Source organism: Paenibacillus wenxiniae (assembly GCF_039822605.1).
GTDB classification, from domain to species: domain Bacteria; phylum Bacillota; class Bacilli; order Paenibacillales; family Paenibacillaceae; genus Saccharibacillus; species Saccharibacillus wenxiniae.
Window position 1 is genome coordinate 284,687 of the sequence record NZ_JBCGUH010000006.1, and the last position, 26,958, is coordinate 311,644.

The 26,958-nt window shown below is 46.1% G+C and carries 22 protein-coding genes and 2 tRNA genes; 19 read left to right on the forward strand and 5 right to left on the reverse strand.

The annotated features are described in order from the left end of the window. Window positions 1-150 precede the first annotated feature (150 nt). Both AAHF22_RS13540 and AAHF22_RS13545 read left to right on the forward strand, forming a co-directional pair. A complete protein-coding gene (locus AAHF22_RS13540) occupies window positions 151-1,143 on the forward strand; it encodes an MBL fold metallo-hydrolase (protein ID WP_347325549.1) in 993 nt (330 codons plus the stop codon). Between the two features lie 407 nt (window positions 1,144-1,550). After that, window positions 1,551-2,204, forward strand: coding sequence for a hypothetical protein (locus AAHF22_RS13545; protein WP_347325550.1), 654 nt, complete (start codon window positions 1,551-1,553; stop codon window positions 2,202-2,204). Between the two features lie 473 nt (window positions 2,205-2,677). Here AAHF22_RS13545 and AAHF22_RS13550 read toward each other — a convergent pair whose 3' ends face one another. Next, the gene (locus tag AAHF22_RS13550; protein WP_347325551.1) at window positions 2,678-3,256 is read right to left on the reverse strand and encodes a phosphatidylglycerophosphatase A family protein; all 579 of its coding nucleotides are present in this window, start codon (window positions 3,254-3,256) and stop codon (window positions 2,678-2,680) included. Window positions 3,257-3,445: 189 nt separating this feature from the next. Here AAHF22_RS13550 and rph point away from each other — a divergent pair, with 189 nt between their 5' ends. From rph to AAHF22_RS13585, 7 genes are all read left to right on the forward strand, one after another. After that, window positions 3,446-4,204 carry a ribonuclease PH gene (rph, locus tag AAHF22_RS13555; RefSeq protein WP_347325552.1) on the forward strand — a complete coding sequence of 253 codons (759 nt, stop codon included), beginning with the start codon at window positions 3,446-3,448 and terminating at the stop codon, window positions 4,202-4,204. Next, window positions 4,201-4,830: an XTP/dITP diphosphatase gene (locus AAHF22_RS13560; protein ID WP_347325553.1), complete on the forward strand. Its 630-nt coding sequence runs from the start codon at window positions 4,201-4,203 to the stop codon at window positions 4,828-4,830. The genes rph and AAHF22_RS13560 overlap by 4 nt, the downstream gene beginning before the upstream one ends. 425 nt (window positions 4,831-5,255) lie before the next feature. After that, window positions 5,256-6,113 (forward strand): STM4015 family protein, encoded by an 858-nt coding sequence (locus AAHF22_RS13565; RefSeq protein WP_347325554.1) that lies wholly within the window; start codon window positions 5,256-5,258, stop codon window positions 6,111-6,113. Continuing rightward, window positions 6,113-7,600, forward strand: a complete 1,488-nt coding sequence (locus AAHF22_RS13570) for an STM4014 family protein (RefSeq protein ID WP_347325555.1) — start codon at window positions 6,113-6,115, stop codon at window positions 7,598-7,600. The genes AAHF22_RS13565 and AAHF22_RS13570 overlap by 1 nt, the downstream gene beginning before the upstream one ends. After that, complete coding sequence (locus AAHF22_RS13575; RefSeq protein WP_347325556.1) at window positions 7,590-8,378, forward strand: STM4013/SEN3800 family hydrolase; 789 nt, start codon at window positions 7,590-7,592, stop codon at window positions 8,376-8,378. The genes AAHF22_RS13570 and AAHF22_RS13575 overlap by 11 nt, the downstream gene beginning before the upstream one ends. A gap of 117 nt (window positions 8,379-8,495) precedes the next feature. Continuing rightward, on the forward strand, window positions 8,496-9,956 hold the full coding sequence (locus AAHF22_RS13580; RefSeq protein ID WP_347325557.1) for an STM4012 family radical SAM protein: 1,461 nt from the start codon (window positions 8,496-8,498) through the stop codon (window positions 9,954-9,956). A gap of 185 nt (window positions 9,957-10,141) precedes the next feature. Next, entirely contained in the window at window positions 10,142-11,032 is an 891-nt protein-coding gene (locus tag AAHF22_RS13585) for an STM4011 family radical SAM protein (RefSeq protein ID WP_347325613.1), read from the forward strand. A 489-nt stretch (window positions 11,033-11,521) separates the two neighbouring features. Here AAHF22_RS13585 and AAHF22_RS13590 read toward each other — a convergent pair whose 3' ends face one another. Continuing rightward, complete coding sequence (locus tag AAHF22_RS13590) at window positions 11,522-13,399, reverse strand: flagellar assembly protein A (RefSeq protein WP_347325558.1); 1,878 nt, start codon at window positions 13,397-13,399, stop codon at window positions 11,522-11,524. 469 nt (window positions 13,400-13,868) lie between these two features. On the opposite strand from AAHF22_RS13590, the gene AAHF22_RS13595 reads away from it, so the two are divergent. Further along, window positions 13,869-13,942 (forward strand) — tRNA-Arg (locus AAHF22_RS13595). A 102-nt stretch (window positions 13,943-14,044) separates the two neighbouring features. Here the strand turns inward: AAHF22_RS13595 and AAHF22_RS13600 are convergent. Further along, window positions 14,045-14,392 carry an aegerolysin family protein gene (locus AAHF22_RS13600; protein ID WP_347325559.1) on the reverse strand — a complete coding sequence of 116 codons (348 nt, stop codon included), beginning with the start codon at window positions 14,390-14,392 and terminating at the stop codon, window positions 14,045-14,047. A gap of 366 nt (window positions 14,393-14,758) precedes the next feature. On the opposite strand from AAHF22_RS13600, the gene psiE reads away from it, so the two are divergent. Further along, window positions 14,759-15,172, forward strand: a complete 414-nt coding sequence (gene psiE, locus AAHF22_RS13605) for a phosphate-starvation-inducible protein PsiE (protein ID WP_347325560.1) — start codon at window positions 14,759-14,761, stop codon at window positions 15,170-15,172. 96 nt (window positions 15,173-15,268) lie between these two features. Next, complete coding sequence (locus AAHF22_RS13610) at window positions 15,269-15,712, forward strand: hypothetical protein (protein ID WP_347325561.1); 444 nt, start codon at window positions 15,269-15,271, stop codon at window positions 15,710-15,712. A gap of 595 nt (window positions 15,713-16,307) precedes the next feature. Here the strand turns inward: AAHF22_RS13610 and AAHF22_RS13615 are convergent. After that, the gene (locus AAHF22_RS13615) at window positions 16,308-17,234 is read right to left on the reverse strand and encodes an AraC family transcriptional regulator (RefSeq protein WP_347325562.1); all 927 of its coding nucleotides are present in this window, start codon (window positions 17,232-17,234) and stop codon (window positions 16,308-16,310) included. A 151-nt stretch (window positions 17,235-17,385) separates the two neighbouring features. Between AAHF22_RS13615 and AAHF22_RS13620 the strand changes: the two genes are divergently transcribed. Both AAHF22_RS13620 and AAHF22_RS13625 read left to right on the forward strand, forming a co-directional pair. Then, window positions 17,386-18,687 carry a Gfo/Idh/MocA family oxidoreductase gene (locus AAHF22_RS13620; protein ID WP_347325563.1) on the forward strand — a complete coding sequence of 434 codons (1,302 nt, stop codon included), beginning with the start codon at window positions 17,386-17,388 and terminating at the stop codon, window positions 18,685-18,687. Between the two features lie 265 nt (window positions 18,688-18,952). After that, on the forward strand, window positions 18,953-20,203 hold the full coding sequence (locus AAHF22_RS13625; protein WP_347325564.1) for a DNA-3-methyladenine glycosylase family protein: 1,251 nt from the start codon (window positions 18,953-18,955) through the stop codon (window positions 20,201-20,203). Window positions 20,204-20,523: 320 nt separating this feature from the next. Here the strand turns inward: AAHF22_RS13625 and AAHF22_RS13630 are convergent. Further along, window positions 20,524-20,597 (reverse strand) — tRNA-Arg (locus AAHF22_RS13630). Window positions 20,598-20,845: 248 nt separating this feature from the next. Between AAHF22_RS13630 and AAHF22_RS13635 the strand changes: the two genes are divergently transcribed. The 5 genes from AAHF22_RS13635 (at window position 20,846) to ispG (ending at window position 26,796) form a co-directional block, all read left to right on the forward strand. Further along, the gene (locus AAHF22_RS13635) at window positions 20,846-21,817 is read left to right on the forward strand and encodes a hypothetical protein (protein WP_347325565.1); all 972 of its coding nucleotides are present in this window, start codon (window positions 20,846-20,848) and stop codon (window positions 21,815-21,817) included. A gap of 235 nt (window positions 21,818-22,052) precedes the next feature. After that, entirely contained in the window at window positions 22,053-23,366 is a 1,314-nt protein-coding gene (tig, locus tag AAHF22_RS13640; RefSeq protein ID WP_347325566.1) for a trigger factor, read from the forward strand. Between the two features lie 271 nt (window positions 23,367-23,637). Beyond that, entirely contained in the window at window positions 23,638-24,228 is a 591-nt protein-coding gene (gene clpP, locus AAHF22_RS13645) for an ATP-dependent Clp endopeptidase proteolytic subunit ClpP (protein WP_017814094.1), read from the forward strand. A 14-nt stretch (window positions 24,229-24,242) separates the two neighbouring features. Continuing rightward, window positions 24,243-25,499: an ATP-dependent protease ATP-binding subunit ClpX gene (clpX, locus tag AAHF22_RS13650; RefSeq protein WP_347325567.1), complete on the forward strand. Its 1,257-nt coding sequence runs from the start codon at window positions 24,243-24,245 to the stop codon at window positions 25,497-25,499. Window positions 25,500-25,674: 175 nt separating this feature from the next. Continuing rightward, complete coding sequence (gene ispG / locus AAHF22_RS13655; protein ID WP_347325568.1) at window positions 25,675-26,796, forward strand: flavodoxin-dependent (E)-4-hydroxy-3-methylbut-2-enyl-diphosphate synthase; 1,122 nt, start codon at window positions 25,675-25,677, stop codon at window positions 26,794-26,796. The last annotated feature ends 162 nt before the right edge of the window (window positions 26,797-26,958 follow it).

Below are 26,958 nucleotides of genomic sequence, written 5' to 3' on the forward strand. Positions count from 1 at the left end.
CTGCATCTGTAGACTGTGCAACGGGAGGGTTTTTGTGTAACATACGGCATGTATGCATATAATAAGCATGCCATCTAAAATGAAAAGGTGAAATGAACAATCAATCTACATAATGAAATTGACCATTTGACTATATGGAGGCTGGATGAAATGCAATTACCCGAAATCACAAAGCTAGATGATGATGTTATTCAGGTGAAAATCGCGATGTCCTACCCGCTACGCTGGGTGAATAGCTATTTAATTGGTGGAGCAGCTGGATGGAGCGTGGTCGATCCAGGACCACGTAACCCAGAAAATGAGCTTGCCTGGGAACAGGTGCTACAACAACTGGACATTCCGTGGTCGACACTGGAATCGGTTGTCCTGACTCACCATCACCCGGATCATTCCGGTTTATCAGGCTGGTTTCAAGAGCGTACCGGTGTGCCTGTCTGGATATCGGAAATCGCCTGGAGTGAATTTGTACGTTCATGGGGGACTGGCAATACAGCGGCAACGGATCTGGTGACTCTGTTTAGCAAGCATGGTATGCCAGATGAGATTACCGATCAGTTGCCAGAGCATCTGGACAGCTTTGTGGCACAGGTGACGCCACCGCCGTTGCCTTCATTTATTATGCCCGGACAGCCGGTCATAATGGGCGGAAGAAGCTGGCAGACGATTGAAACGTCAGGTCATGCTGCTGGACATGTATCGTTATATGATCCGCAGCATCAAGTGATGCTATGTGGAGATGCGGTTTTACCACAAATTTCGCCGAATATTAGTCTGGTGCCTGGCAGTGATCCGCAGCCGCTTGCTTCGTATTTGGATGGCTTGAGCAAGCTGGGGACGTATGAAGTAGAGCACGCGCTTCCAGGTCATCGCCGCCCATTTGGTGGGTTTCGCGAACGTACGGTCAAGCTGTTGGAGCATCATGAGGAACGTTTGCATGCGATGTTGCAAAGATTGGAAGAACAGCCGCGTACCGGATATGACATCTGCACCAGCATATTCAGTAGTAAGCTTACGCTGCATCAGCTGCGGTTTGCGATGTCGGAGACGCTGGCACATCTGGTAGAACTGGAGCGGACGGGGCGCGCTATAGCGACTGAACGTGACGGACTGCTATATTATGAGCCGATACAACACCAAGCCTGAATGATCCATAGGAGCCGATACAACACCAAGCCTGAATGATCCATAGGAGCCGATACAACACCAAGCCTGAATGATCCATATGAGCTGGTATAACACCAAGTCTGAATGATCCATATGTGCCGGTACAACATCAAGCCTCAATGATCCATGCTGTCATTATGCTCTTTATCATATCTGTGCTGATGTTGTCACTATGAAGCGTAGTAGTGACAAGTTGAATTTCAGTCTGTCGAATGATAGACTGCAAACAGTGCTTGTTTCACTAACGAATGTTGGAACAAGGCATACGAGATTTAACTGGAATTAACAACAATTTCATCAGATATTAAGCTAACGCATTTATAATGCAATTAATTCGTAGCCAACGTTTGTTTTATTTTAGCCCGAGGATGAAAGGGGCCTTCATCATGAACAATGCAGACAGCACATGGATCGATATTACAATACAAGGCGTCCGTCTGATCGCTTACCTGTCACTGTTAGTCAGTGCCATTATTGGCCTGTTTGGTGGACTGGCGATGCTGCATGAAAACCGGCGTTCTTCGTGGTATCGAACACGTACACTTCTGGTGTACGGTGGTGTGATGCTTACTGTACTTCAGGGGATGGTTAGCGTACTTAATATTGCCTATTATCAGGGGTGGTCGGCGGCGCTTATTCCGTTCACTACCTATGCAGGAAGGCTAAGTAATGGCTTTGCCCTGATTGCTTTTTATACAACGATTGCTTATATTGTACCGACGTTACTGTTTAGCCGTAATCGTACAGGTTTGTCGCCACGCATTTTATCCGCGCTGCTGTTTCCGACACTCGGTCTATTGCTTCTGTCTGGATTGTTGACGCGCAGTTATGAGGGTCTGCTACCCTTGTTGCTTATTTATGTGTTTACCGGTGTATGTCTTGTGTGGCTGACGGTGCTGCGCTGGTTGGCAAGTGATGATAAAGAACGTGAACGTCATCGCAGTCGCTTTAATTTGCGTAGTCCAGATATCCGCCTGACCGGTCTTGAAAATGAGGAACGTGAGACGCATGAGGAAGAGTCGCGTCCATTGCCTCGTTAAGGAAAATGATAGAGGACGGTAAGCATAAAGTGAGAATGAAGGATGTATCGAACGATGTTCGGTACATCTTTTTTTCGTTGATGAACATTGTTGCAGAATGTTGCCGAATGTTGATGAGTATTAATGAACGTTAATGAACATTAATGAACATGGAAAAGCCCGATCCTGTCCACTTGATCGCGACATAATCGGGCTTATTGTATTAAAGTCGCTTGGAACACCAATTGGAGCGTAAATTGAAGCATAGCGACAAGCGATACGTTGATGGGTCATGTTCTGCTTGTCTGCTCAAGCATCATTGCTTCATAACAAGATCATCATTCATCTCGATTATGATTAAACCTATCAGGATTGAATCTATCATTGTTTACATAGTATGGCTGAATAACTGACCTATTATAACTATCGCATCATAATTAATAGATCGTGACCCATATCGTATTGCTGTGCTTCACCATTACGATAATTGATGATCACTGAGCTTCATCATCTTCCGGTAGCTCCCTATGCGAGCGATCTGCTTGCTGTTCTTGATCCAGTCTGCGTCCGTGTGCGATACGGCTGCTGGCAGCAGCGGCGATGGCACCGACAATGTCATCGAAAAAGGTATGAATCGGTCCCAGACTTTTATCATTGAGTCGACCGAGCACGCCCGGTTTGAGTTTATCGATATATCCGTAATTCGTAAAGCCGATACTGCCGTACACGTTTACGATTGCAAACGCGAGAATTTCATCGACACCATACAATCCTTCGTCATTTTCGATCATTTCCTGAAGCGGAGAAATCAATTGGCGCTGTTCGGCAAGAATATCAAGCTGTACACCGGTCAGCAGGGCATTTTGTACCTCGCGCTTCATCAGCACTTTTTCGACGCTTGCTTCGCATTCTTCAATGGTTAGATCAGGGAAATAGCTCTGCTGTAAAAATAAGACCAGCTCAGCAATTTCACGAATCGTTACCCCGCGTTTTTCAAGCCATTCCCGTGTCGCTTGTTCTACATTTAAACTGCTTAGACTGTAAGGCACTTTTTCCGGTTGATTATGCTCCATAGTTGAACACCTCTTTTTCGGATAAACTGCTAACGCTAGGTAAAGTGGCTGGATACAGCCGTACTCTTATTTAACCCGACAACCGTACCGCTTATCAAGCCGCAGCAAGCCATTTTGCGGTTTAGAGTGCTTTTGCAGGAGAGGTTTGTTAGAATAAGAATGCGAATACGAAGCAGGAGGCATACAATCATGAGAATCAACGGACGGCAGACGAATGAGCTGCGCCCCTTGAAAATAACCCCAAATGTTAATAAATATGCGGAAGGCTCTGTCTATATCGAAGTCGGTGACACGAAAGTAATGTGTACCGTATCGGTCGAAGAACGGGTTCCGCATTTTATGAAAGGACAGGGTAAAGGCTGGGTAACAGCCGAATACTCGATGCTTCCGCGTGCGACGCAGACACGTAATCAGCGTGAAGCGGCAAAAGGCAAGCTCGGTGGACGGACGATGGAAATTCAGCGTCTGATCGGACGTGCATTGCGCTCCGTTGTCGATCTGCAAGCACTGGGTGAGCGGACGATCACTGTCGATTGTGATGTAATTCAAGCGGACGGTGGTACACGTACAACGTCGATTACCGGAGCTTTTGTTGCACTGGCAATTGCGATGGATAAGCTGGCGCTACAGCATAAGCTGGCTCGTTTCCCGATTACCGATTATTTGGCTTCGGTCAGCGTAGGAGTCGTTGGCGACCGCGCGGTACTGGATCTGAACTATGAAGAGGATTCTAAGGCAAAAGTTGATATGAATATCGTCATGACCGGTAAAGGTGAGTTTGTAGAGCTGCAAGGTACGGGCGAAGAGCGTCCATTTAACCGCAAAGAGCTGGATCAGATGCTCGAACTGGGTGAACAGGGTGTACTGCGTATGATTGAGCTGCAAAAGGAAGTGCTCGGACCGATCGCACTGAAAATTGCTAGCGGACAGGCCGGAGCACAGGTATGAGTGTACTGACCGGCAATATTGTGATCGTGGCGACCAAAAATAAAGGCAAAGTGAAGGAGTTCGCGCATGCGTTCGCAGCACTGGGTCTTGAGGTTCGCAGCATGTTCGATTATCCGGAACTGCCGGATATTGTGGAAGATGGAACGACCTTTGCCGAGAATGCATTCAAAAAAGCGAAGACGGTAGCGGATGCGCTTGGCGTGCCGGTACTTGCCGATGATTCAGGTCTATGTGTGGATCGACTGGATGGCGCACCGGGTGTATATTCGGCACGTTATGCTGGAGAAAATGCGACCGATGCAGACAACAACGCCAAGCTGTTACAAGAGCTAAGCGAACTACAACTCGGTGAGGATACAGAACAGCCGCTACTTAGTACGGCGCGCTTCGTATGCAGTCTGGCATTGTATGATCCAGCAACCGGACATACATGGACGGCAGAAGGTGCTGTTGAAGGTTGGATTACCGCTACCCCATCCGGTGCGGGTGGTTTCGGTTATGATCCGCTGTTTTATTTACCAAATGAACAGCAGACGATGGCGAATCTGACGATCGAGCAAAAGCAGGCGATTAGCCATCGTGGTGAAGCGTTGCGTAAATTGATCGCTTCGCTGCAAGCACGCTGACCGTTTCGCTGCACTTGCTTCATTGAGTCGTGCAATGAGAGCTATTCGTTCAATTAGAGCGCAGCTAGTAACAATTAAGAAGCAACCATTAGCTACGGTTAGCTAGTGGAAGTAGGGATTTGTCCAACACAACTGTGTTATTCGGGTCATCCGATCCTGTGTATCTGTGCATGCCTATTCACTGCCGCACGTTTGATAACGAGCAGTGAATACAAGCATCGATAGTATCACAGGCTCGGATGGCTTTTTTATTGTGATACCACTATGGATGCAGATTATACAAATGATATCCAATGTCCCCAAAGAGCATACAAACGCGCTGTAATCGGTCTGAAGTCTTTTGCTTTGTACTGTAGCGCTGTTGTAAACTATATGTAGCGTAACCATAACTGCCCGCGATGTCGGGTAACAGGGAGGTATACATAATGACAGAAGTAAGATTAGAGATTGGCTATGAGGAATACGAGGATGGACAGACGATTATCCCACTAATTGAGCAGCTTGTAGCAGACGAAGAGAAAAGTCAGGCGCTGACCAGCCTCGTCATTGGGGATTGGGGCGGTGCGTATGAGCGTACACCGGTTGAATTTTTGCCTACTTTGATCGATGCTGCACCGAAGTTTCCGAATTTGCGACGTCTGTTTGTCGGTGATATGAGTTTTGAGCAATGTGAGGTGTCATGGATTACGCAGACGAATTTGGGTCCGTTATTGTCGGCGTATCCGCAGTTAGAGTCATTTACGATCAAAGGAAGTGTCGATCTGGCGCTAGATCCACTGGAACACGAAAATTTGCAGGAGCTGGTGATCATCTGTGGAGGCTTGCCCGCATCGGTGCTGCAAGCTGTTTACGGGGGCAAACTGCCGAATTTGCGCAAGCTGGAATTGTATCTTGGCGTGGAGGAGTATGGGTTTGATGCGGATCTGGAAGATGATATACTGCCGTTCCTGAACAATAATCCATTTCCAAAGCTCGTGTCGCTAGGTTTGAAAGATAGTGAGCTACAGGATGAGATTGCGATCGCGGCAGCCAATGCGCCGGTGCTGGCACAATTGGAAGAACTGGACTTGTCCGAAGGCACGCTGTCTGATAAAGGAGCAGAAGCATTGCTGAACAGCGAAGCGGTGCGTAAGCTGAAGCGTTTGAATTTGAACTATCATTATATGTCTGATGAGATGCTGAATAAATGGCGTCGATTGTCTCAGCAAACTGGATTGATCGTCGATACAGATGAACAACAGGATCTGGGAGAAGAGTGGCGTTATCCATCGCTGACTGAATAATGAAGGCGACTGATGTTCAACAGAGCACGCTAGCCTCTATTTTGATCGGTAATCCTGGTAATAAACGTACACTCGGTTGGCAACAGGCATTACAGGCTCAAGGGCAGCCGCAGGCGTTAGAAGTATCGTATGCTCGCCTGTTGCATGCGATTCGTGCCGGTGAAACATTGCCCGAGGTGTTGGATAGTATGTACAAACGCAGTCAGTACAGTGTGGCGGTACAGAACACGGCAAATAGCATGATGTCATCGCAGAACGTAGGGTCATTGACTATGCCTTCACCCCATATAGGGTCAGATGATATACGGTCACAGCATGTAAGATCAGACAGTATGTCATCCTCAAGCCCAAGCATGCTCACAGATGACATTTCGGCATGTGCTATGCCGTCGGGCAGTGTATGGGCAGCGAACCAGCCTATGATGATTCGTCTGGATGCACCCGGCGAAAATGCCGCAGTTGAGCGAGGATTGATCGCGCTTGGTGCAGCAGACAATGAGCATTGGCAGGACGATTCGCTTTTACCTATAGCTGTTCCTACCCGTCATGAGCGGATTGCTTATACAGCTGCACGCCAACTGCAAGGATCATACGGTCGTATTTGGTATCCAGCACAATGGTTTCGCGGCTATTGCCGTCTATTATCATGGCTGCACCAACAGGTGGAACAGTATGTACCGCAAGCGTGGTGGCTGAATGCTCCATCAGAGATTGCGCTTATGTTCGATAAACGTGCTTGCTCGCTGCATTTGCATGCAGCGGGCATTGCTGTTCCTTCGATCTTATCGTCAACAGCCAATCAGCATACACCGATCCACAGTTATGCAGAGTTACGGCAGCAGATGGAAGCGCAGCATGTACATCGGGTATTTGTGAAGCTGTTTTGTGGTTCAGCAGCTTCGGGTGTGATTGCCTATCAGTACAATCCTCGTACCGGTGCAGAGATTGCGATGACTACGATCGGGAAGGAACGAATCCATGGCGAGACGATCTTTTACAATTCCGGTCGTCTCATTCGCTATACGGATGCTGCGGATATTGGGCAGCTTGTAGACTGGATTGCAGGTGAAGGCATGCAGGTCGAGCGTTGGATCAGCAAAGCAGCGCTCGATGGACAGGTGTACGATGTGCGCCAGCTCGTCTGTCGTAATGCAGCAGGTCATGCAGTCATGCGCCTCAGTCGGACGCCGATCACCAATTTGCATTTACGCAATAAACGCTTGCTGCTGGACGATGCTGAATTGCCTGAAACGTTGCGTCATTCGATCAGCGATACTGCACAGCGCGCACTTGCCTCTTTTCCCGGTTCATTTTGCGCAGGTATGGATGTACTCGTGCCTGCAAATGGACGGGTACCTCTAATTATGGATGTGAATCCATTTGGCGATTTGCTGTATCACGTTCAGCAGGATGGGATGGGCACGTATGAATGGGAGCTGGCCCATTTTCTGAAGCAATGGAGAAAGGAAATGACGGATGTCGATTAATATGAATGAAGTGGTAGGTAGCCACGATATCGTAATGATTACGCTAGATACGTTGCGTTACGATGCTGCTGTACTGGAAGAGGCGAATTGTCCGAATCTGTGCGGCACTGGCTCATGGGAAAAGCGTCATACACCGGGTAGCTTTACCTATGCGGCGCATCATGCCTTTTTTGGTGGATTTCTGCCGACTCCTGCCAATACGGACAAGTCCAGTCATGTGCGTCTGTTCCACGGTAAGCATAGTGGGCTGCGCACGCATCCGCACACATGGCTGTTTGATGCACCGGATATCGTTAGCGGCTTGGCTCAGGAAGGTTACCGGACGATTTGTATCGGTGGCGTTATCTTTTTTACGAAGAAAAATAAGCTATCTCGCGTGCTGCCCGGTTATTTTCAGCAGAGCTATTGGCGTATGAATTTTGGAGTGACCCATCCGAACTCGACCGCGAATCAGGTCGATCATGCGTTACGGCTAGTGGACGATATCGACGAGCAGGAGCGGTTATTTTTATTTATGAATGTATCGGCGATTCATGGGCCTAACCATTATTTTATTCCCGGTCAGCGTCACGATTCGGTGGAGAGCCAGCGAGCGGCATTGCGGTATGTGGATGGCGAGCTGGGGCGTTTATTTGCAGCGCTACGACAGCGAGAACGTCCGGTATTTTGCCTCGTATTTTCAGATCATGGTACGGCTTATGGTGAGGATGGTTATGAAGGACATCGACTGGCACATGAGGTCGTATGGAATGTGCCGTATCGGGAATTTTTCTTATAAATAGGATTTGTAAATAAGCTTGTGAGCTGAAATATAAAATGATGATCTCTGCAATAGTACGATAATAATAAGTTATACAATCGGTGATATGAAATGGAAACGAAGGAGTGAGCACTCATGATGCAAAAGCAGGCACATTTGCCGCTACACGCGCTACCACAGGAACAATGGACACCAGAGCTGCGGACATGGGAGCAGGAGCTGGCTGCGGCGCCATATCGCTCTTATCTGTATTCCTATCCGCACAAGACCGCGTATCGTGAGCTGAATCCTCCACGTTCACTGGAGTCTTTATGGGCACAGGAGCGGCTGGAAAGCTATTTTCTCTATATGCATATTCCATTTTGCGCGGCGCGCTGTGGATTTTGCAATTTGTTTACGTTACCGGATAAACGATTGGATGTACATAAAGAATATGTGGACGCACTGGAGCGGCAGGCAGAGCAGTGGGCACCGCTCATGCAGGGAACGCCATTTTCCAGATTTGCGATTGGCGGAGGTACACCAACGTTATTAGCACCCGATCAATTGAAGCGTCTATTCGATATTGCGGAGCGTGTGATGGGAGCAAAGCTGGATCAGACATCAATTTCAGTGGAAACGTCCCCTGATACGGTTACGCGAGATCGGCTGGATATTTTAAAAGCATATGGTGTGGATCGAGTCAGTATGGGCATTCAGAGCTTTATTGAAGCGGAAAGCAAAGCGATCTATCGTCCGCAAAATCCCGATCTGGCACGTCAGGCGCTGGAGCTGTTGCAGCAATACGAATTTCCGCTGCTCAATGTGGATCTGATCTATGGCTTGCCCGGACAGACAGTCGATACATGGCTGTATTCGGTGCAAGAAGCACTAGCATATGAGCCAGGAGAAATTTTTATTTATCCGCTTTATGTGCGTGAAAATACGATCCTCAAACCCGGTCAAACGGGATTGGAGCATGATATTCGTTTGGAGCTATATGAAGCTGCTCGTGATCGGTTATTGCAAGCAGGATATACACAGTATTCGATGCGCCGTTTTGCCAAGCCATTTCATTCGGATAAATCGCTCCTGCCGTACAGTTGTCAGGAAGAAGGGATGGTTGGACTCGGTTGTGGTGCACGCTCGTACACACAAAATGTACATTATGCGTCACGATATGGAGTGAGCACGGCAGCGACGCGTAGTATTATCGCTGATTATGTAGGTGCGGAACGTCATGATCTGGCGGATTATGGGTTTGTGCTGAATGAACAGGAAAGTCGCAGGCGCTTTGTGCTCAAAGCATTGCTGCATCGTGAAGGTTTGGAGTTGGCGTCTTATGTGGCACGATTTGGCACGCCTCCATTGGACGATCTGCCAGAACTCAAGCAACTGATCTGGACCGGAATGGCGACACTGACCGATGAGGCTGAATACGCTAATGCATCGGTAGGTGTAGATTCAGTATTTGTAAATTCTACTGAATGGTATGAAGGGGGACGAGTGGACGTACTGCGTCTTACTGATCGCGGTATGGCGCTATCCGACAGTATCGGTGACTGCCTTATCTCGCCTGAAGTGTATGCGCTGATGGAAGGATATCAAAGTGTATGAGTAAACATCACTCACAATCTACCGAGCGATTAACCGCTGCAACGGATTCGTCTGCGTTGTCATCTGCTTTCCAGCAGAAATCCATCATTGCACCATCTATGCCGCTTATATATGCGACATCTGATGAGGACAATCATTCCATACATACCCCATCCGACAAGCACGATGATTCAATGCCTTTCTCTATGCCAGCTCGTGTATCACTTTATTATCGTGGCAGTCTGTCATCGTGCAATTATGCCTGTCCGTATTGCCCATTTAGCAAAACGGTCGATAGCCGGGAAACGCTAGAGCGTGATCGGCAGCAGCTGGATCGTTTTGTCGATTGGGTACGCCAGCAGGCGCATAAGCCGTATCGTTTGTCGATCTTTTTCAATCCATATGGCGAAGCGCTTGTGCATGGATGGTACAGACGCGCGATGGTGGAACTATCGCATTTGCCGCATGTTGATAAGGTAGCAGTACAGACGAATTTATCGGTCAAGCTGGATTGGACGATGGAGTTGAATCGGGATAAAGTGGCCTTCTGGGCGACCTACCATCCGGGTCAAACGAGTGAAGCGCAGTTTGTTGGTCAGTGTATGACATTGTATGAGCATGGGATTGCTTTTAGTGCAGGTACGGTTGGGTTGCGTGAATCGTTTGCCGCCATTCGTTCGCTACGACAGCAGCTGCCCGCTGATGTATATGTGTGGGTGAATGCGTTTAAAGATCGCCCGGCATATTATGAGCCAGGTGAGGTGGAGGAGCTGGAAGCGATTGACCCGTATTTTCGCTATAATTTAACGGATTATGCCAGTCTGGGACAGTCGTGTCTGGCAGGTGAATCGGTCTTTTATGTGCAGGGCAATGGCATGGTCAAGCGCTGTTATCAGGATAAACGCGTCATCGGTAATATTTATCGGCATGAGCTGGAACAAATTGCTGCGGAGCGCCCCTGTCAGATGAAAACATGTGGCTGTTATATCGGTTATATTCATATGCCGGATGGACCGTTTGCCCATCAGTATGGGGAACGATTGTTAGAGCGGATTCCGCTTCGTTATGAAGCGCAGGCGCATTATAATCGTGTGTGAAATGAAATATGGCTATACATGCGCATCGAAAATAGAATGATAGAAGTAGCATGTCATCCGTGGACACGATGTGGTGATCGATAGGACACGATGTAGTAGCCGATATGAAAATAATGTATTGACCATGTTGAATGTTAACTTTTATGGTAGGGTGGTATAGTGATCTTTCAGAACGTTAAGCAGATTTAAAGTTAAGATTCATTTGAGTTTTGAGAATGGTTTAAGTGTTAAAATATAGCCATTTCAACATACAATCCAAACTGATAGTTAGTCTGGTCAAAGTCTAGTTATCAAATCAAGACGAAAAAGCCTGTATGCGAGCATTGAATGCTCGATACAGGCTTTGATCGTTGTACGATTACGTTAGTGTAAGGTACGTGCATATCATGACGGGTTCTACTGTTAAAATCAGCACCAACACTATAACCAGCATTGTCGTTGTCACTACCAGTAGCCTCAGGCATCATGACCGCAAGCATAACCACCGTTTCATCTACCCTGACCACCCATCGACGCATGCACCGGCTGCCTGCTCTGCATAAATTCCGCATCAAACAGCTGATCTTGCATCGTTTCAAACACATGATGGCGATAGTCGTCAATAATGATATATCCATTGTACAGCTTGCGTACATACACCTGCTGCTTTGCTTCAAGCACGCAGCGGGCATTGGCATCACTACCGACCATTCCGGCAATAATCCGGTCTTCCGCTTTGAGACGTGAACCCCGGCAAACGGAATTTTCCAGCAGAAAGGCGATACTGCCTGCCGAGTATAGATCGCTCTGTACGACGCCTTCGCGTGTAATCATAATATCGCCGTTCGACTTGATCTCACTCGATTGACAGCGGGATAGCTCGACATTCACTTCCACTTCCTGCATGCTGCATACGCTTGCATACAATCCTTCCAGCAATGAGCGAGCTGTCGAAAGCTTTTCTTCATCCAACCGTTCCAAAATGGTCGTCGAGTTTAGGAAATGATGCAGCAGTTCTTTCAGCTGCTCCGATTCTCGGCTCTCGATATGTTGAATGCTGGCGAACACCTGTAGCAACTCGCGAGCTAATTCGGGCACACTGCGGAATTTACGCTCGATCAGCAGCATAATCATCTGGCTATAGCGAACCGTTTGCTGCCTTGCCGCAACTTCTTCCGCCAGCCTGTATGCCGCCATATCCAACTGCCGAATTTCATGACTCAGTTGCTTGGAAGCTGCATACATCCGATTGAACATAACGCCAAAATAGCCAGAGTAGATTTTGCCACCGATAATCGTGCCTGCAATTGAAATGCTGCCTGTGGCTGTAATGGTGGCGCTGTACACATTGCCATGTACATACACATTACCGAGCGACTCAATAATCATATGTTCCTGCACATCACCGTTCACAATCACATCGCCAGCAAACACAATATTGCCTGTCCGCAGATCAACATTACCATCGACGATAAACGCATTGGAAATATCGATCTGACGTCGATTGCCTTTGCCTGTCATACGCGGTCGACCTGGACGAAGCGCTACAATCTGACCGAGCGCATTCATCTCTGTAAATTCACCAGCCGTCACTTCCAGATCCTGAGCTGCACGTGGAGACAGTTCATTGCCGAATACATCAAAGCCGGGAATACCTTCGACAGGTTCATGCTTGGTAGCGATAACCTCTCCTTCATGAACAGAAGGAATCCGGCGATGGCTCCGATAATCGACCACGCCGCCTGCTTCATGAAATACCGTTTCAATTTGTTCAGGGAAAAATAGCTCCAATCGTGCATCCGTACCCGGTACCGACGCCTGACCGCGTGCAATGACGATCGGCTGATGAGTAGGGGATTCCAATTCGTTTAAAATAGCTGCCTTATCGATATTTTTGTAAATACCGCGATGCTCCAGTGCATTGATCACATGCTTAAACTGTATCGTATCTACGATCCGCTCACGATTAGGGACAGCGCGCACCGTCATGGCAGACGATGCTGGCGTATCTACCAGATTCCATTCAAAGCGTTCGCGTGTATGCAAAATGAGATAAGCTTCCATCTGATCAGGCGACACGCTAATTTCAAACATCGGCGTAAGTTGAAGCTCCCATGATAGTGTGTCTTCTTCACTCACATTAGCCTTACCGGAAATAATGTTCCCGTTAACGATCAACGAGACGGGAGACAGGGCATGAATAGAAGCCGTTTTACCGCCTGCTTTAGGTGAGAACACATGAATCTTGTTGTCTTTTATTTTGATCCAGCCATCTTTACCCTCGGTGAATGATTGCTCGTTCAGTTGGTGTCGTTGGCTGTCGATGTCATTGTCGTCAGCGTTTTGAATCATGCGTCCCAATTCCTCGTCGGAGATGGGCCTGGACATTGCGTATCCCTCCAATGGATATCATTTTTTGATAAATTTGTTAAAACGAGCAGATGATTTTCTATAGTTTACTGTAGGTTGTAGTAAAGTGAAATGGTTCGGCTTGCCTGAATCGCTTCGACTTTTGATGATGGGTGCGTTTACAATGATGTTAGGCCAAAACCAATCAAGCGGAGTATGTACTTTAGTTATATCGATATAGGATTATTATAATACACATTTTCCCATTTAAAACATAATATTGGATGTTAAGGGCTACTTTTTTTAAGAAACGTAGTAAAATAGTGGTATGTGTTCTGTTATCGTAACCGTTTGCAACCTGGATGTCCAGATATTTATAGGTCTTTTAGCCTGATTGTGGAAATAAAAGCCTATTTAAAAAAGAGAGAAGTTGATGTATAATATTTTTTGTTGTTCTGAGATGTTCTAAGTGAGTTTTTACATATGTACTATTGCGTCTTGAAAATATGTCCCAGTAGCTCAGCAGGATAGAGCAACGGCCTTCTAAGCCGTCGGTCGGGGGTTCGAATCCCTCCTGGGACGTTAACGCAAAACACCTTCATATCTAATATGAAGGTGTTTTTTGTGTGTGTTATGCCTTGCGGCTATAAAATCTTATGGATAAATGAAGCTCTGGCTGTCCAATTAGTTGTTGGAAATCAGATATGTGACGTTGCATACATTACCGCTGCCGCCGATAACTTGTACATTATAGGCAGGGGAGGTGCTTTGTGCGGAAAAACCGTCCGAACCAACAAATGGATTATCAAAGTACAGACTTACTTCACCCTGTGGGAGTTTGTAGTAGATCGTTCCTTCAGCACCGGTGGCAAAGCCATCTGAATCTGCTTGGAATGTAACAGGTCTCGCATTGTTAGGAACGTTAGTTGGAGAGCTTACCCATTCTCCATGAGCAAGATTGGTTTTGCTCTCTAATACCATTTCACTATCAGTTACATTAATTACAGAAATATGCACTTCGCGTTGGGACATTGGCCAATCACTCCTTAGTTTGTATTGGATTACTCGCTCAGTGTAACGCCATTAGAATAATAAGTATATATAAGAAAATAAAACTATAAATTACAATATATAACATTTAAATTAGATATCTTGTCTTGCTTATGAAGAAGGTTATGTTAGATACAAGCAGGTATACAGGAATAGAGAGAGATCGTTAACTGTACATATTTCTTCTATTAATAGTGCTTCTAAATATCTCAGTATAACAATACTGTGTTTGTCTGCTTATTCGGGCAACAAATAAGGATTAGATTGCGGCATTTTTCAGTAAAATGTATACTTTACTCACTTCAATCTTTCCAAACCTGAACGATATGAAAAGGGGAAACGACGAATATGAATCCGTGGATGCGCTACGTGTACAAAATTCCAACCTTCCTGCAAGCGGTTCTGAATGTAACGCTTGCTCTGGTTGCGCTGACACTCTGCTTTTTTCTACTCAAAGAAACATGGCATATTTTCAGCTTTATCTTTTTAGAGGAGTCTGACGTGACTGCGTATGAGTTGGCTGCACGTCTGCTCGTGTTTTTCCTCTATTTTGAGTTTATTGCGCTTATTATTAAATATTTCAAAAGCGGATTTCATTTTCCATTACGTTACTTTATCTATATTGGCATTACCGCGATCATTCGGCTTATTATTGTCGATTATGATAATGCAACGAATACCGTTATGTGGTCGCTGGCGATTTTGATTTTGCTAGGGGCATTATTTTTGGCTAATTCGCGTCCAGTCCGGCATGATGATTAAGTGCAGCTGAGATGGAACGATAGCGGTTAGCCTGTTAACTTTATTTACGAAAACTGTATTTACGAAAAGTCTATTCAAGAAGACGGAGGCAACTAGATGACACAATCTAACGTTAAAATTTCACAGCGTAGCGCCATGCTCATTGAGCGTCTGCGTCGTGACGGTATTACTAATGAGCAACTGCTAGAAGCGATACAGCAGCGTCATGCAGCACCACTGGCTGGCTCGGCAACTGCGGCAGGAATAGATCTGGATGAATGGCTACACTATGCGACCGAGCATGGAGAATCGCTTGCTGAGGCAGTACAGGATGGGTATCGTATGACGTTTACTACTGTACCAGGTGCTGGGAACTGGTTGCGGTTTGCACTCGGTTTAGAGGAAGGACAGCATTATACTGTCCATGAAGAAGGTCGGATGGATGGCTTGCAGCTGGATGAAGCGCAATTCCAACGTATTGCCGATGCAATCGCGATGAACTGGGTACTGGTGCGTCAGTCGGATGGTAGTGCGTCGCTGATGCTGAAAGCTCTGCAATGATCGAGTTTTTATAATGAACAATTGTCGGATTCCAACGTACGATTATGTGATTTAGAAACAATAGTTCTAGCTTCAGTTCACAATTATGTAATTTGAGAATGAGAGCTTAATTTTAATCACCGATCATGTGATTGGAGAGCAAGCACGTGATCTCAATCACCAATCATGTGATCTGAAAACGAGAACTTGATCTCAATCACCAATCATGTGATCTGAAAACGAGAACTTGATCTCAATCAACGATAATGTGATCTGAAAACGAGAACTTGATCTCAATCAACGATAATGTGATCTGAAAACGAGAACTTGATCTCAATCACCAATCATATGATCTGGAAACGAAAGCTTGATCTCAACCAGTATGAATGTGGATAGCTTGCCCACATCAACAATTATAAGATACACAATAATAATTTCAATGGATTACCCCACCTCAAAATTAGCTCACAAACGATAAAATTAAAGCGAGAGAATTAGCGTAAAACTAGCGTTTAGCCTAAAAAAGCGATAGGGTGCTTCGGCAACCAGTCGCTTTTTTAGGCTAAACAGTAATTGTCTGAACTGTCATGGCTCGAACTGTAATGATCGACTTCCTTCATTTACCTCGTGTAGACTGACGATATTCGCGCGGACTCATATGACAGAGCTGCTTGAATATTTTACCGAAATGAGAGAAGTTACCGAAGCCGGTCGCCGCAGCTATATCGATAATTTTCAAGTCGGTATCTCGTAATTGCTGTTGTGCTGCTCTCACACGTACCGTATTAATATATTCGGTCACATGAAATCCAGTCGTACGTTTGAACATTCGACTCAGATGAGCAGGGCTAAGATGCACATGTGCTGCCAGCTGGGACAGCGATACGTTCGTATGATAATGCGCTTTAATATAACGGGCTGCTTCAGTGATCGGTTCCTGTGTGGCAGATTGTATGTTGGTGATCGATGTGGGCGCAGCGCGCGGCAGGCGTGCGCAATATAACAGCAAGGTGACGGCAAGCTGTTGCACCATCAGCTTATAGCCCTGCGGCTGGATCGTAAGTTCACGCACGAGCTGTTGAATGATGCTGGAGAGGATGGAGTCTTTGCTATCTTTGCCGCCTGTATGCAGCACAGGATAGGGCTGATTGAATAAAGACAGTAGCCAATCGCGATGCTCACCGAATTGCTGCTTTGCAAATCCATCACCAAAATAGAGCACAATCCGCTCATGTTCCGGCAGCTTCCCCGGTAACGTGCGATGCAGCTCATGCTTGCCAATGAATACAAGATCGCCGGTATGCATCTCATACACCTGATCTCGCACAAAATAGCGACGTTCGCCGGACAGCAAAATGTACAGCTCATAATGCGGATGCAAATGATCGCCTGGCATCACAAAATAATCACTGCGTGACATATACTCGGCAATGAGCCTATCGGGCATACGCTGATCCGTTAAATTGCTGGGCGTATGTTGATGATGGGGCATAGAAGCATCGACGTGCGCTGGACGATTGCTGGCAGAACGATGAGCTGACATCCCAACACTCCTTTTGTGTAAGCGTTATCTTCTATGTAGTATAACATGACAAAATAAGCGGTGTTTATAAAAGAAAGCATCATTTGCGGCGAATGAGTCCGCTTTTTTTACTATGCTAGGAAAGAAGTAGACGAAACGGAGGGATGGTCATATGAACCGAAAACGATATGTACTTGTAGGCACAGGTGGACGCGCAGAATTTTTCTATGGAGCGATAGCAAGGGATTTTGGAGCGACAGCAGAGTTAGTTGCTTTTTGCGATGCTAATGAAACACGCGCTCGATATGCAAATCACTTGCTTCAGGACAAGTATGGTGGTACAGCCGTCGATCTGTACAATGCAGCGCAGTTTGAAGAGATGATCGAGGACAAACGTCCGGATACGGTCATTGTGACGAGTATCGATCGTACGCATCATCATTATATTATTCGTGCGCTGGAGCTAGGCTGTGATGTGATTACGGAGAAGCCGATGACGGTAGATGAAGAGAAATGCCAGCAAATTTTGGATGCTGTTGAGCGTACCGGACGGAATGTACGGGTGACGTTTAACTACCGGTATGCTCCCCATCATACTAAAGCGCGTGAGCTGATTCGAGATGGAGCGATCGGTCGAGTGACTTCGGTGCATTTTGAATGGTTGCTCAATACCGAGCATGGTGCAGACTATTTCCGACGCTGGCATCGTGATAAACGCAATAGCGGCGGACTGCTCGTACACAAATCAACCCATCATTTTGACCTCGTAAACTTCTGGATCAATTCGCAGCCGGATGCGGTATTTGCGTTTGGCGATCTGCTCTTTTATGGGCGGGAAAATGCGGAACAGCGTGGGCAGACAAACTTTTACAATCGAGCCACTGGCAATGTGCATGCGGAAGATGACCCATTTGCCCTGCATCTGGATCGCAATCCGAATCTAAAAGCGATGTATCTGGATGCCGAGCATGAGGATGGATACCAGCGTGACCAGAGTGTGTTTGGAGACGGGATTAGCATCGAAGATACGATGAGTGTAGTCGTCCGTTACAAAAATAAAGCGATGCTCACCTATTCGCTGAATGCGTATATGCCGTGGGAAGGGTATCGGATTGCCTTTAATGGAACAGCCGGACGGATCGAAATGGAGATTGTGGAGAAGTCTTACGTGAATGCTGGTGGTGAAAAAGCAGACGAAGGTGCGCTTGAAGGCAAACGGATTACCGTATACCCGATGTTTGGCAAGCCCTATGACGTACAGGTGGAGGAGCAGGCAGGCGGTCATGGCGGCGGTGATCCGGTGCTGCTCAACGATCTGTTTGGCGAGCCGCAGGAAGATCCGTTTCATCGTGCTGCCAATCATCAGGATGGGGCACGTTCGATTTTGACAGGCATTGCTGCGAATCAGTCGATTCGTACTGGATTGCCGGTGAAGGTGGATCAGCTGGTGCATTTTTATGGGGAGAGTAAATGAACTATGGAATTGAAATAATGGCGATAAATAAATAGCGATCCATAATAAATAGATAAAAAGTTACGGTCATGCTGAGTGAAGTGTGGAATCGGGTATATAGGGATAACAGCAGTGTAGCTTGAATGCACATCGAGATGAGGATGCAGTAGAGAGGTTTACAAGCAAGACGAACATCCAGCAGAGATATGTGCAAGTAAGGTTAGCTGTCTGCACATAGTAGCCTGTATCTATGCTATAGCCTAATCAAGCACTGGAGGAACTCAACATGACCGAGCATCATTCGCGATCACGAGCAGAGCATCATACTGATGGACATAAAAAACATAAAGAACAGCATCATGCTGACGAATATAAGAATCAGCGCCGTTCTGATATACATGACAAACACATGTATTTTCAGCAGGATTCCTATCGCTCTATGTCGCCTGTAAAACATTCTGCACAAATAAAACGAGAGGGACGTGTAGAACTTACAGAGTCACTGCAACCTACAGAACAGACAGAGCTTAGAGAACCTATAGAACCTATAGAACCTATAGAACCTGATACGCTTTATTATGCAGGCTTATCCTTAAACGAAATCCAACAATTTCAACAGCATGGAAACTGGAAAGATCAAGGTGATCGTTTACTGTTATCCGTACCAGCAGAATTCAGCTTTGCGATGAATGTAGACTTTTTACGAAGCTCACCGAATGAGTGTCTGTTCACGGTGTGCGAGCAAGAGATTTACAAGGCGCTGGCTGTGGGTCATTCACGTCCATTACTGCGTATTACGCAACAGGAACAGGGTAAGATCGAGGTGGAGTTTCTAGGTGATAGTGCACCAAAGGAGGAGCTGGAGCGTGCAGCGGTAGCGGCCTATGTGAGCGACTGGTTTGATCTGGGTATCGACCTGTTGCCTTTTTACAAGCTGGCCAGTAGCGATGCATTGCTTGGACATGCGGTAGAGTCCTTTTACGGCTTACGCAATATGGGTATACCGGATCTGTTTGAGACATTATGCTGGGGCATACTCGGTCAGCAAATTAATATCGGTTATGCACATACGCTCAAATGTCGATTAATTGAAGCGTTTGGCGAGTATGTCGATCATGAAGGCGAACGATATTGGATTTTCCCGACTGCGGAACGAATTGCCGCCTTGACGATGTCCGATCTGGAATTGATGCATATGACCGTGAAAAAGTGCGAATACATTCTGGACGCTGCCCGCCTCGTTGCTAGCGGTGAGCTGAGCAAAGAGAAACTGCTTGCAGCAGGCGGCTACAAAGAAGCCGAAAAAATGCTCACCCGTATCCGTGGCATCGGCCCGTGGACAGCGAATTATGTATTGATGCGCTGCTTACGCATCCCAACCGCATTTCCGATCGATGATGTAGGCTTGCACAATGTAATCCGTCATCTGACCGGGTCAAAAGCGAAACCGACTAGAGAAGAATTGCTGAAGCTGGCAGCTGGCTGGAGTAACTGGGAATCGTACGCGACGTTTTATCTGTGGCGTGTATTATATTAATGCAGAGCGCATATGTTCTTACGATCTCATGGACACATGTATGATGATATGTAGCAAACAATAAACGATAATTATGTAGCAAAAAATAAACAGTGACATGCAGCCAGGAATAAGCAAAGTATATTCAGCAATAAGAAATTATATTCAGTCACAAGCATGAAAGAACTATAATTAAGAAGTGAAAGTGAAAGTGAAAGTGAAAGTGAAAGTGAAAGTGAAAGTGAAAGTGACAGAAATATGGAATCAATATATATAGAAGTATCGAAATACAAAGATACGAAAAAAAGCATCTCCACCTGATGGAGATGCTTTTTATGTGACGTCCCAGGAGGGATTCGAACCCCCGACCGACGGCTTAGAAGGCCGTTGCTCTATCCTGCTGAGCTACTGGGACACATGAAATTATCATTTCAAGCGCAACAAAAATATTTTAGCATGTACATAAAAAGAAAGCAAGCTCTTTTTGCCCAAATCAGTTTTTGCTATCTGCATACAACTCCATGCACCTACCCAACTTCCCGTTTCAACATCAATGCGCGTGTTAATTAAAAGGTACATTAAATCATAGCCACATGAACATTACCGTATGGCTGTCAGTAACGAACAGCTATGCTATAATCATAAAGTCATGCGCAAGAAGTGATGAATGTAGGAGGTGCCATTATCGCTGATTCAAACCATTCACATACAGGGCAGAACCGAAATGTCGTTCTGTTTCCCAAGACGCTCGACTTTTATCAGATTGAGCTTACACGTATGCTTGAGACCGAGCGCTATCATGAAGCGATCGAATTGCTTGAATTTTTATTGCAATGTCAGGGGCAAGACGAACGCCAGTTAGAAGAGTGGCAATCGTTACTCGGATGGCTGCGAACAACGTTCCCCGAAGCAGCATACAGTGATCGCGACTCTGCCGAGTTAGGCGATGATGCTGAGCTGGACGAAGCTACACATACGCAAGAGCATATGATGCGTGACAAAGTACGCTTGAAGCTCGCTGAAGATCGCGATTATGAAGAGAAGTTGCTACGCACTGCAATGGAGCGTCCTGTATCAGAGCGCACATTGCTCGCTTTAGAGCAGCTAGCTTATTTGGAACAGCCGGAGATTGATGAACAGATCATCGAGTGGCTGCAAAAGGATACGCAACTGCATCCATTGATTCAGTTCCGTATTGTACAGACGTTGCGCCGCCGTGGATGCCGCGGAAGTGTACATTATATGCACCAGCAGGAGCGCGTCGATATTGAAGTAGAGACCGTTCCGCTTGATCCGACCGAATTCCCGATGCCATTTATTCAAATTTTGGAACGTGTGGCGGATAAGGCAGAGGTGAATGCGCCGAATTTGTTTTATTTTGCACAGGAACTCTGGTCACAGTTTATGATGAGTATCTATGGTACGCAAAATTATCTCTGGATTTCTCGTGGAGATGATGCGGAGATTGATATCTGGGCAGCAGCGCTGCACCAGACTGTTGCTATGACACTGGAAGGCACAGTGGAAGAGGAAGAGATACGTGGATTGTATGGCGTAACGGACAGTATCCGTTTCCGTTATGAACAGGCACATCGCGCATTGCAGCAGTTTGTTTCCGGGCAGATGCCACGCTAACCAGCTAGCGTAAGCAAATTATAAATGCCGGTTCATAACCTGGTAGCGTCAGTTGCTTGTTTGTCCTATTGGTAGCTACGACAGGTAACTATTTCGCTTGTAGGCACAGGATAAAGAAACAAACTTGATAAAAAGCGAAGAGTTGTATATACTATAGTGGTTATTCTGCACGTGAAAACGATACAAATTCATCGAAATCATTCATGTTAATATTTTTTGGAGGGGAATTCTCGAAATGACAGCAAAATGGGAAAAAACAGAAAAGAACCTTGGCGTTCTTGAAGTAGAAGTAGCTGCAGAGCGTGTAAGCGCAGCGCTTGATAAAGCATTCAACAAAGTAGCAAAAACACTGAACGTACCAGGCTTCCGTAAAGGTAAAGTACCACGTTCAATCTTCGAAGCACGTTTCGGTATCGAAAGCCTGTACAATGATGCAATCGACATCCTGCTGCCGGAAGCATACTCCGAAGCAATCGATGAGACTGACATCTTCCCGGTTGATCGTCCTGAAATCGAAATCGAGCAATTCGAAAAAGGTCAACCATTCAAATTCAAAGCAAAAGTAACTGTAAAACCAGAAGTTAAACTGGGTGAATACAAAGGTGTAGAAGTTCCTGTATCCGCAGTTGAAGTTTCTGAAGAAGACATCAACAGCGAGCTGGAGCGTCTGCAACAGCGTCATGCTGAGCTGTCCGTAATCGAAGAAGGCGCTGCTGAAACTGGCGACACCGTATCGATCGATTTCGAAGGCTTTGTTGATGGCGAAGCATTTGAAGGTGGACAAGCAGAGCGTTATTCCCTGGAATTGGGCTCTAACTCGTTCATCCCAGGTTTTGAAGAGCAAGTTGCTGGCATGGCTACAGGTGACTTCAAGGATGTTACGGTAACATTCCCTGAAACTTACCATGCAACAGAACTGGCTGGTAAAGAAGCAGTATTCAAAGTGAAACTGCACGAAATCAAACGCAAAAACCTGCCTGCACTGGACGATGAGTTTGCGAAGGATGTTAGCGAATTCGATACACTGGACGAATTCAAAGCAGACCTGAAACAACAAATCGCTTCCCGTAAAGAAAACGAAGTAAAAGCTGCAAAAGAAGCTGCTGCTGTAGAAAAAGCGGCTGAAAATGCAGAAATTGAAATTCCAGATGCAATGGTGAACTCCGAAACCGAAAACATGGTTCGCGACTTCGACAACCGCCTGCGTCAACAGGGCATGAACCTGGAAATGTACACTAGCTTCTCCGGTCAAACAACAGATGATCTGAAAGAGCAAATGAAAGAAGAAGCTGCAAAACGCGTACGTAACAACCTCGTTTTGGAGCAAATTGCTAAAGAAGAAAACATCGAAGTTTCCGAAGAAGAAGTAAGTGCAGAGCTGGAGAAAATGGCTTCCCAATTCCAGCGCAGTGCAGAGGAAGTTCGCAGCATTCTGGAAGCGAACGGTTCCCTCGCAAGTCTGTCCGAAGAAATCAAACTGCGTAAAACGATCGATCTGCTGGTTGATAACAGCAAAGAAGTTGAAGCAGTGGCTGAAAAAGCCGAGTAATTTTAAACTTCATAATCCGGTAGCTGTTTTTGCTACCATTTGGAATAAGGCACGTATTACTTGCGTGCCTTATTTTTACCTATATACGGATATACAGCAGTAGTTTATAATCGTTATCGTCATTGCTCCCGTTCATTTATTTATTAATATTTTCCAAATCTTTACCTTTGAAAAAATGACATGGGGCAGTGTACATGTTAAAATAGGAAATGCATCGTATTTTAAAGCACGATCTGTCGTCATATTCCTGGATAAGAAAGAGGTTGGTTGTATGAGTCTGGTACCTATGGTTGTTGAACAAACCAGTAGAGGTGAACGATCTTACGATATTTACTCAAGATTACTCAAGGATCGTATTATTTTCTTGAATACGGCAATCGATGATCATGTAGCCAATCTTGTTATTGCACAATTATTATTCCTCGCTGCCGAAGATCCGGAGAAAGATATCCATTTGTATATCAATTCCCCGGGTGGTTCTGTTACGGCAGGGATGGGTATTTACGATACAATGCAATTTGTGAAGCCGGATGTCTCCACGATTTGTATGGGGATGGCTGCAAGTATGGGCTCGCTCCTGCTCACAGCAGGCGCACCAGGCAAGCGTTTTGCGCTGCCTAATAGCGAAGTTATGATTCACCAGCCGCTTGGCGGCATTAGTGGACAGGCGTCCGATATGAAGATTCATGCAGAGTGGATCATCAAGACGCGTCAGAAGCTGAACCAGATTTACGTGGAGCGCACAGGCCAGTCGCTGGACAAAATCGAACGTGATACCGATCGCGACTATTTCCTTGAAGCTGAGGAAGCTAAGGCATACGGCTTGATTGACCAGGTGATTACCCGTCCGCTCACAAGCTAAAAAGGGGTGTAAACATGTTTAAATTCAACGATGAAAAAGGACAGTTGAAATGTTCCTTTTGCGGCAAATCTCAGGATCAAGTCCGCAAACTGGTAGCAGGTCCTGGTGTATATATATGCGATGAGTGTATTGAACTGTGCACAGAGATCGTAGAAGAAGAGCTTGGTCACGAAGAAGAGCTTGATCTAAAAGATATTCCGAAGCCACAGGAAATTCGCTCTATTCTCGATCAGTACGTGATCGGTCAGGATCAAGCGAAAAAATCCCTGTCTGTAGCGGTATATAACCACTACAAACGTGTCAACACACAGAGCAAGATCGAAGATGTAGAATTGCAAAAAAGTAATATTATGCTCGTAGGACCAACAGGTTCCGGTAAAACGCTGCTTGCCCAAACGATGGCGCGCATTTTGAATGTTCCGTTTGCAATTGCAGATGCAACTTCCCTGACCGAAGCCGGCTATGTCGGTGAAGACGTGGAAAACATCCTGCTCAAACTCATTCAAGCTGCCGATTACGATGTGGAAAAAGCAGAACGGGGCATTATTTATATCGATGAGATTGATAAAGTGGCACGCAAATCCGAAAATCCGTCCATTACACGCGACGTATCCGGTGAAGGTGTACAGCAAGCATTGCTAAAAATTCTGGAAGGTACGGTTGCTTCTGTTCCACCGCAAGGCGGACGTAAACACCCGCATCAAGAATTTATTCAGATCGATACAACGAACATCCTGTTTATCGTCGGCGGAGCTTTTGATGGACTGGAGCAGTACATCAAGCGTCGGATCGGTAAAAAGGTAATCGGCTTTAGTTCTGATAACCAGGGCCAGAAAGATCTGAAAGCAGGCGAATATCTGAGCATGGTATTGCCAGAAGATTTGCTGAAATTCGGTCTGATTCCGGAGTTTGTTGGCCGTCTGCCCGTTATCTCTGCTCTGGAACCACTGGATGAAGAGACACTGGTACGTATCCTGTCCGAACCGAAAAATGCATTGATCAAACAGTATTCCAAAATGCTGGAAATGGACAATGTAGAACTCGTATTCGAACCAGGTGCGCTTCAAGCGATTGCTCGTGAAGCGATCAAACGTAACACAGGTGCGCGTGGTCTGCGTGCGATCATCGAAGGCATTATGCTGGACGTGATGTACGAAGTACCGTCTCGTGACGATGTGACGCGTTGTGTGATCACAGAGCAAGTCGTTGAGAGCAAAGTTGTGCCTGAGCTTCAAACTGGCAAAGATAAAAAACAAGAAGAAAGCGCCTAAGCATATACGGCATCATGGGATACGAAGTTCATAACGGTATGAACAGACTCATGATGCCGCCGCTTTGTGCGGCTCTTCTGTATGCATAGATGTATACAACATTGCGCCGGCCTTTTTCCTTTTGCAGGATAAAGGCTGGTTTGCAATTAAGCCCACATGCAAGGGAGAAGAAACCATGTTTTTGAGAGAAAACACGAGACCTGTCAAAGTTGGCGACCTGACGATTGGTGGCAACAATGAAGTTATCATCCAGAGTATGTGTACGACCAAAACGGCAGATGTCGAGGCCACTGTAGCCGAAATTTTACGTTTGGAAGAAGCAGGCTGTCAGGTTGTCCGCGTAACGGTCAACAATGAAGAAGCTGCTGCTGCAATTAAAGAAATCAAGAAGCGTATTCACATTCCGCTCGTAGCGGATATTCACTTTAACTACAAGCTGGCATTGATGGCGATTGAGAATGGAATCGATAAAGTTCGGATTAACCCGGGTAATATCGGTAAACGTGAAAAGGTCGAAGCGGTTGTACGTGCTTGTAAAGAGAAAAATATCCCGATTCGTATCGGTGTGAATGCGGGTTCGCTTGAAAATCATTTGCTGGAGAAATACGGTTATCCAACACCGGAAGCGATGGTGGAAAGTGCGCTGTATCATATTGGAATTTTGGAAGAGTTAGATTTCCACGATATTATCGTATCGCTCAAAGCGTCGGACGTACCGATGGCGATCGCTGCTTACAGCAAAGCGGCTGAAGTGATTCCATATCCACTGCATCTCGGTATTACCGAAGCCGGTACGTTGCACTCCGGTACGATCAAAAGCTCAGCGGGTATTGGTGCATTGCTGTCTATGGGAATCGGCTCAACCGTGCGGATCTCGCTAAGTGCTGATCCGGTTGAGGAAGTGAAAGTCGCACGTGAGCTGCTGAAAACATTCGGTCTGATCTCGAACGCGGCTACACTCGTATCCTGCCCAACCTGCGGACGTTTGGACATCGATCTGTTCTCGATTGCCAACGAAGTGGAAGAGTACATTTCCAAGCTAAAAGTGCCGATTAAAGTATCGGTACTCGGTTGTGCGGTTAACGGTCCAGGTGAAGCGAAAGAAGCGGACATCGGTATCGCCGGTGCACGTGGTGAAGGCTTGCTGTTCCGTTATGGTAAAATGATCCGTAAAGTACCGGAAGCGGACATGGTACAGGAATTGAAAAAGGAAATTGACGCTATCGTTGAAGCATTCGAAGCGACTGGCAAAATCCCAGGCCGCGAAGAACGTCACCAACCTGCTGTGAAATCCTAATTAAAAGATCAAATTTAGATTACTTGAATTGATTTTATTCTAGTGTTAGCGATCTCCTAACACGAGGTTCAATGAGAAGTGATTTTTGCGAAGCAAAATATCTTACAGATCTAGTGTTAGCGATCTTCTAACATGAGGTTCAATAAAAAGTGATTTTTGCAA

Bases quoted from the DNA above. Each gene is read 5' to 3' on its own strand.
- AAHF22_RS13540 (WP_347325549.1), top strand. From the start codon at position 151: ATGCAATTACCCGAAATCACAAAGCTAGATGATGATGTTATTCAGGTG.
- AAHF22_RS13545 (WP_347325550.1), top strand. From the start codon at position 1,551: ATGAACAATGCAGACAGCACATGGATCGATATTACAATACAAGGCGTC.
- AAHF22_RS13550 (WP_347325551.1), bottom strand. From the start codon at position 3,256: ATGGAGCATAATCAACCGGAAAAAGTGCCTTACAGTCTAAGCAGTTTA.
- rph (WP_347325552.1), top strand. From the start codon at position 3,446: ATGAGAATCAACGGACGGCAGACGAATGAGCTGCGCCCCTTGAAAATA.
- AAHF22_RS13560 (WP_347325553.1), top strand. From the start codon at position 4,201: ATGAGTGTACTGACCGGCAATATTGTGATCGTGGCGACCAAAAATAAA.
- AAHF22_RS13565 (WP_347325554.1), top strand. From the start codon at position 5,256: ATGACAGAAGTAAGATTAGAGATTGGCTATGAGGAATACGAGGATGGA.
- AAHF22_RS13570 (WP_347325555.1), top strand. From the start codon at position 6,113: ATGAAGGCGACTGATGTTCAACAGAGCACGCTAGCCTCTATTTTGATC.
- AAHF22_RS13575 (WP_347325556.1), top strand. From the start codon at position 7,590: ATGTCGATTAATATGAATGAAGTGGTAGGTAGCCACGATATCGTAATG.
- AAHF22_RS13580 (WP_347325557.1), top strand. From the start codon at position 8,496: ATGATGCAAAAGCAGGCACATTTGCCGCTACACGCGCTACCACAGGAA.
- AAHF22_RS13585 (WP_347325613.1), top strand. From the start codon at position 10,142: ATGCCAGCTCGTGTATCACTTTATTATCGTGGCAGTCTGTCATCGTGC.
- AAHF22_RS13590 (WP_347325558.1), bottom strand. From the start codon at position 13,399: ATGTCCAGGCCCATCTCCGACGAGGAATTGGGACGCATGATTCAAAAC.
- AAHF22_RS13600 (WP_347325559.1), bottom strand. From the start codon at position 14,392: ATGTCCCAACGCGAAGTGCATATTTCTGTAATTAATGTAACTGATAGT.
- psiE (WP_347325560.1), top strand. From the start codon at position 14,759: ATGAATCCGTGGATGCGCTACGTGTACAAAATTCCAACCTTCCTGCAA.
- AAHF22_RS13610 (WP_347325561.1), top strand. From the start codon at position 15,269: ATGACACAATCTAACGTTAAAATTTCACAGCGTAGCGCCATGCTCATT.
- AAHF22_RS13615 (WP_347325562.1), bottom strand. From the start codon at position 17,234: ATGTCAGCTCATCGTTCTGCCAGCAATCGTCCAGCGCACGTCGATGCT.
- AAHF22_RS13620 (WP_347325563.1), top strand. From the start codon at position 17,386: ATGAACCGAAAACGATATGTACTTGTAGGCACAGGTGGACGCGCAGAA.
- AAHF22_RS13625 (WP_347325564.1), top strand. From the start codon at position 18,953: ATGACCGAGCATCATTCGCGATCACGAGCAGAGCATCATACTGATGGA.
- AAHF22_RS13635 (WP_347325565.1), top strand. From the start codon at position 20,846: ATGAATGTAGGAGGTGCCATTATCGCTGATTCAAACCATTCACATACA.
- tig (WP_347325566.1), top strand. From the start codon at position 22,053: ATGACAGCAAAATGGGAAAAAACAGAAAAGAACCTTGGCGTTCTTGAA.
- clpP (WP_017814094.1), top strand. From the start codon at position 23,638: ATGAGTCTGGTACCTATGGTTGTTGAACAAACCAGTAGAGGTGAACGA.
- clpX (WP_347325567.1), top strand. From the start codon at position 24,243: ATGTTTAAATTCAACGATGAAAAAGGACAGTTGAAATGTTCCTTTTGC.
- ispG (WP_347325568.1), top strand. From the start codon at position 25,675: ATGTTTTTGAGAGAAAACACGAGACCTGTCAAAGTTGGCGACCTGACG.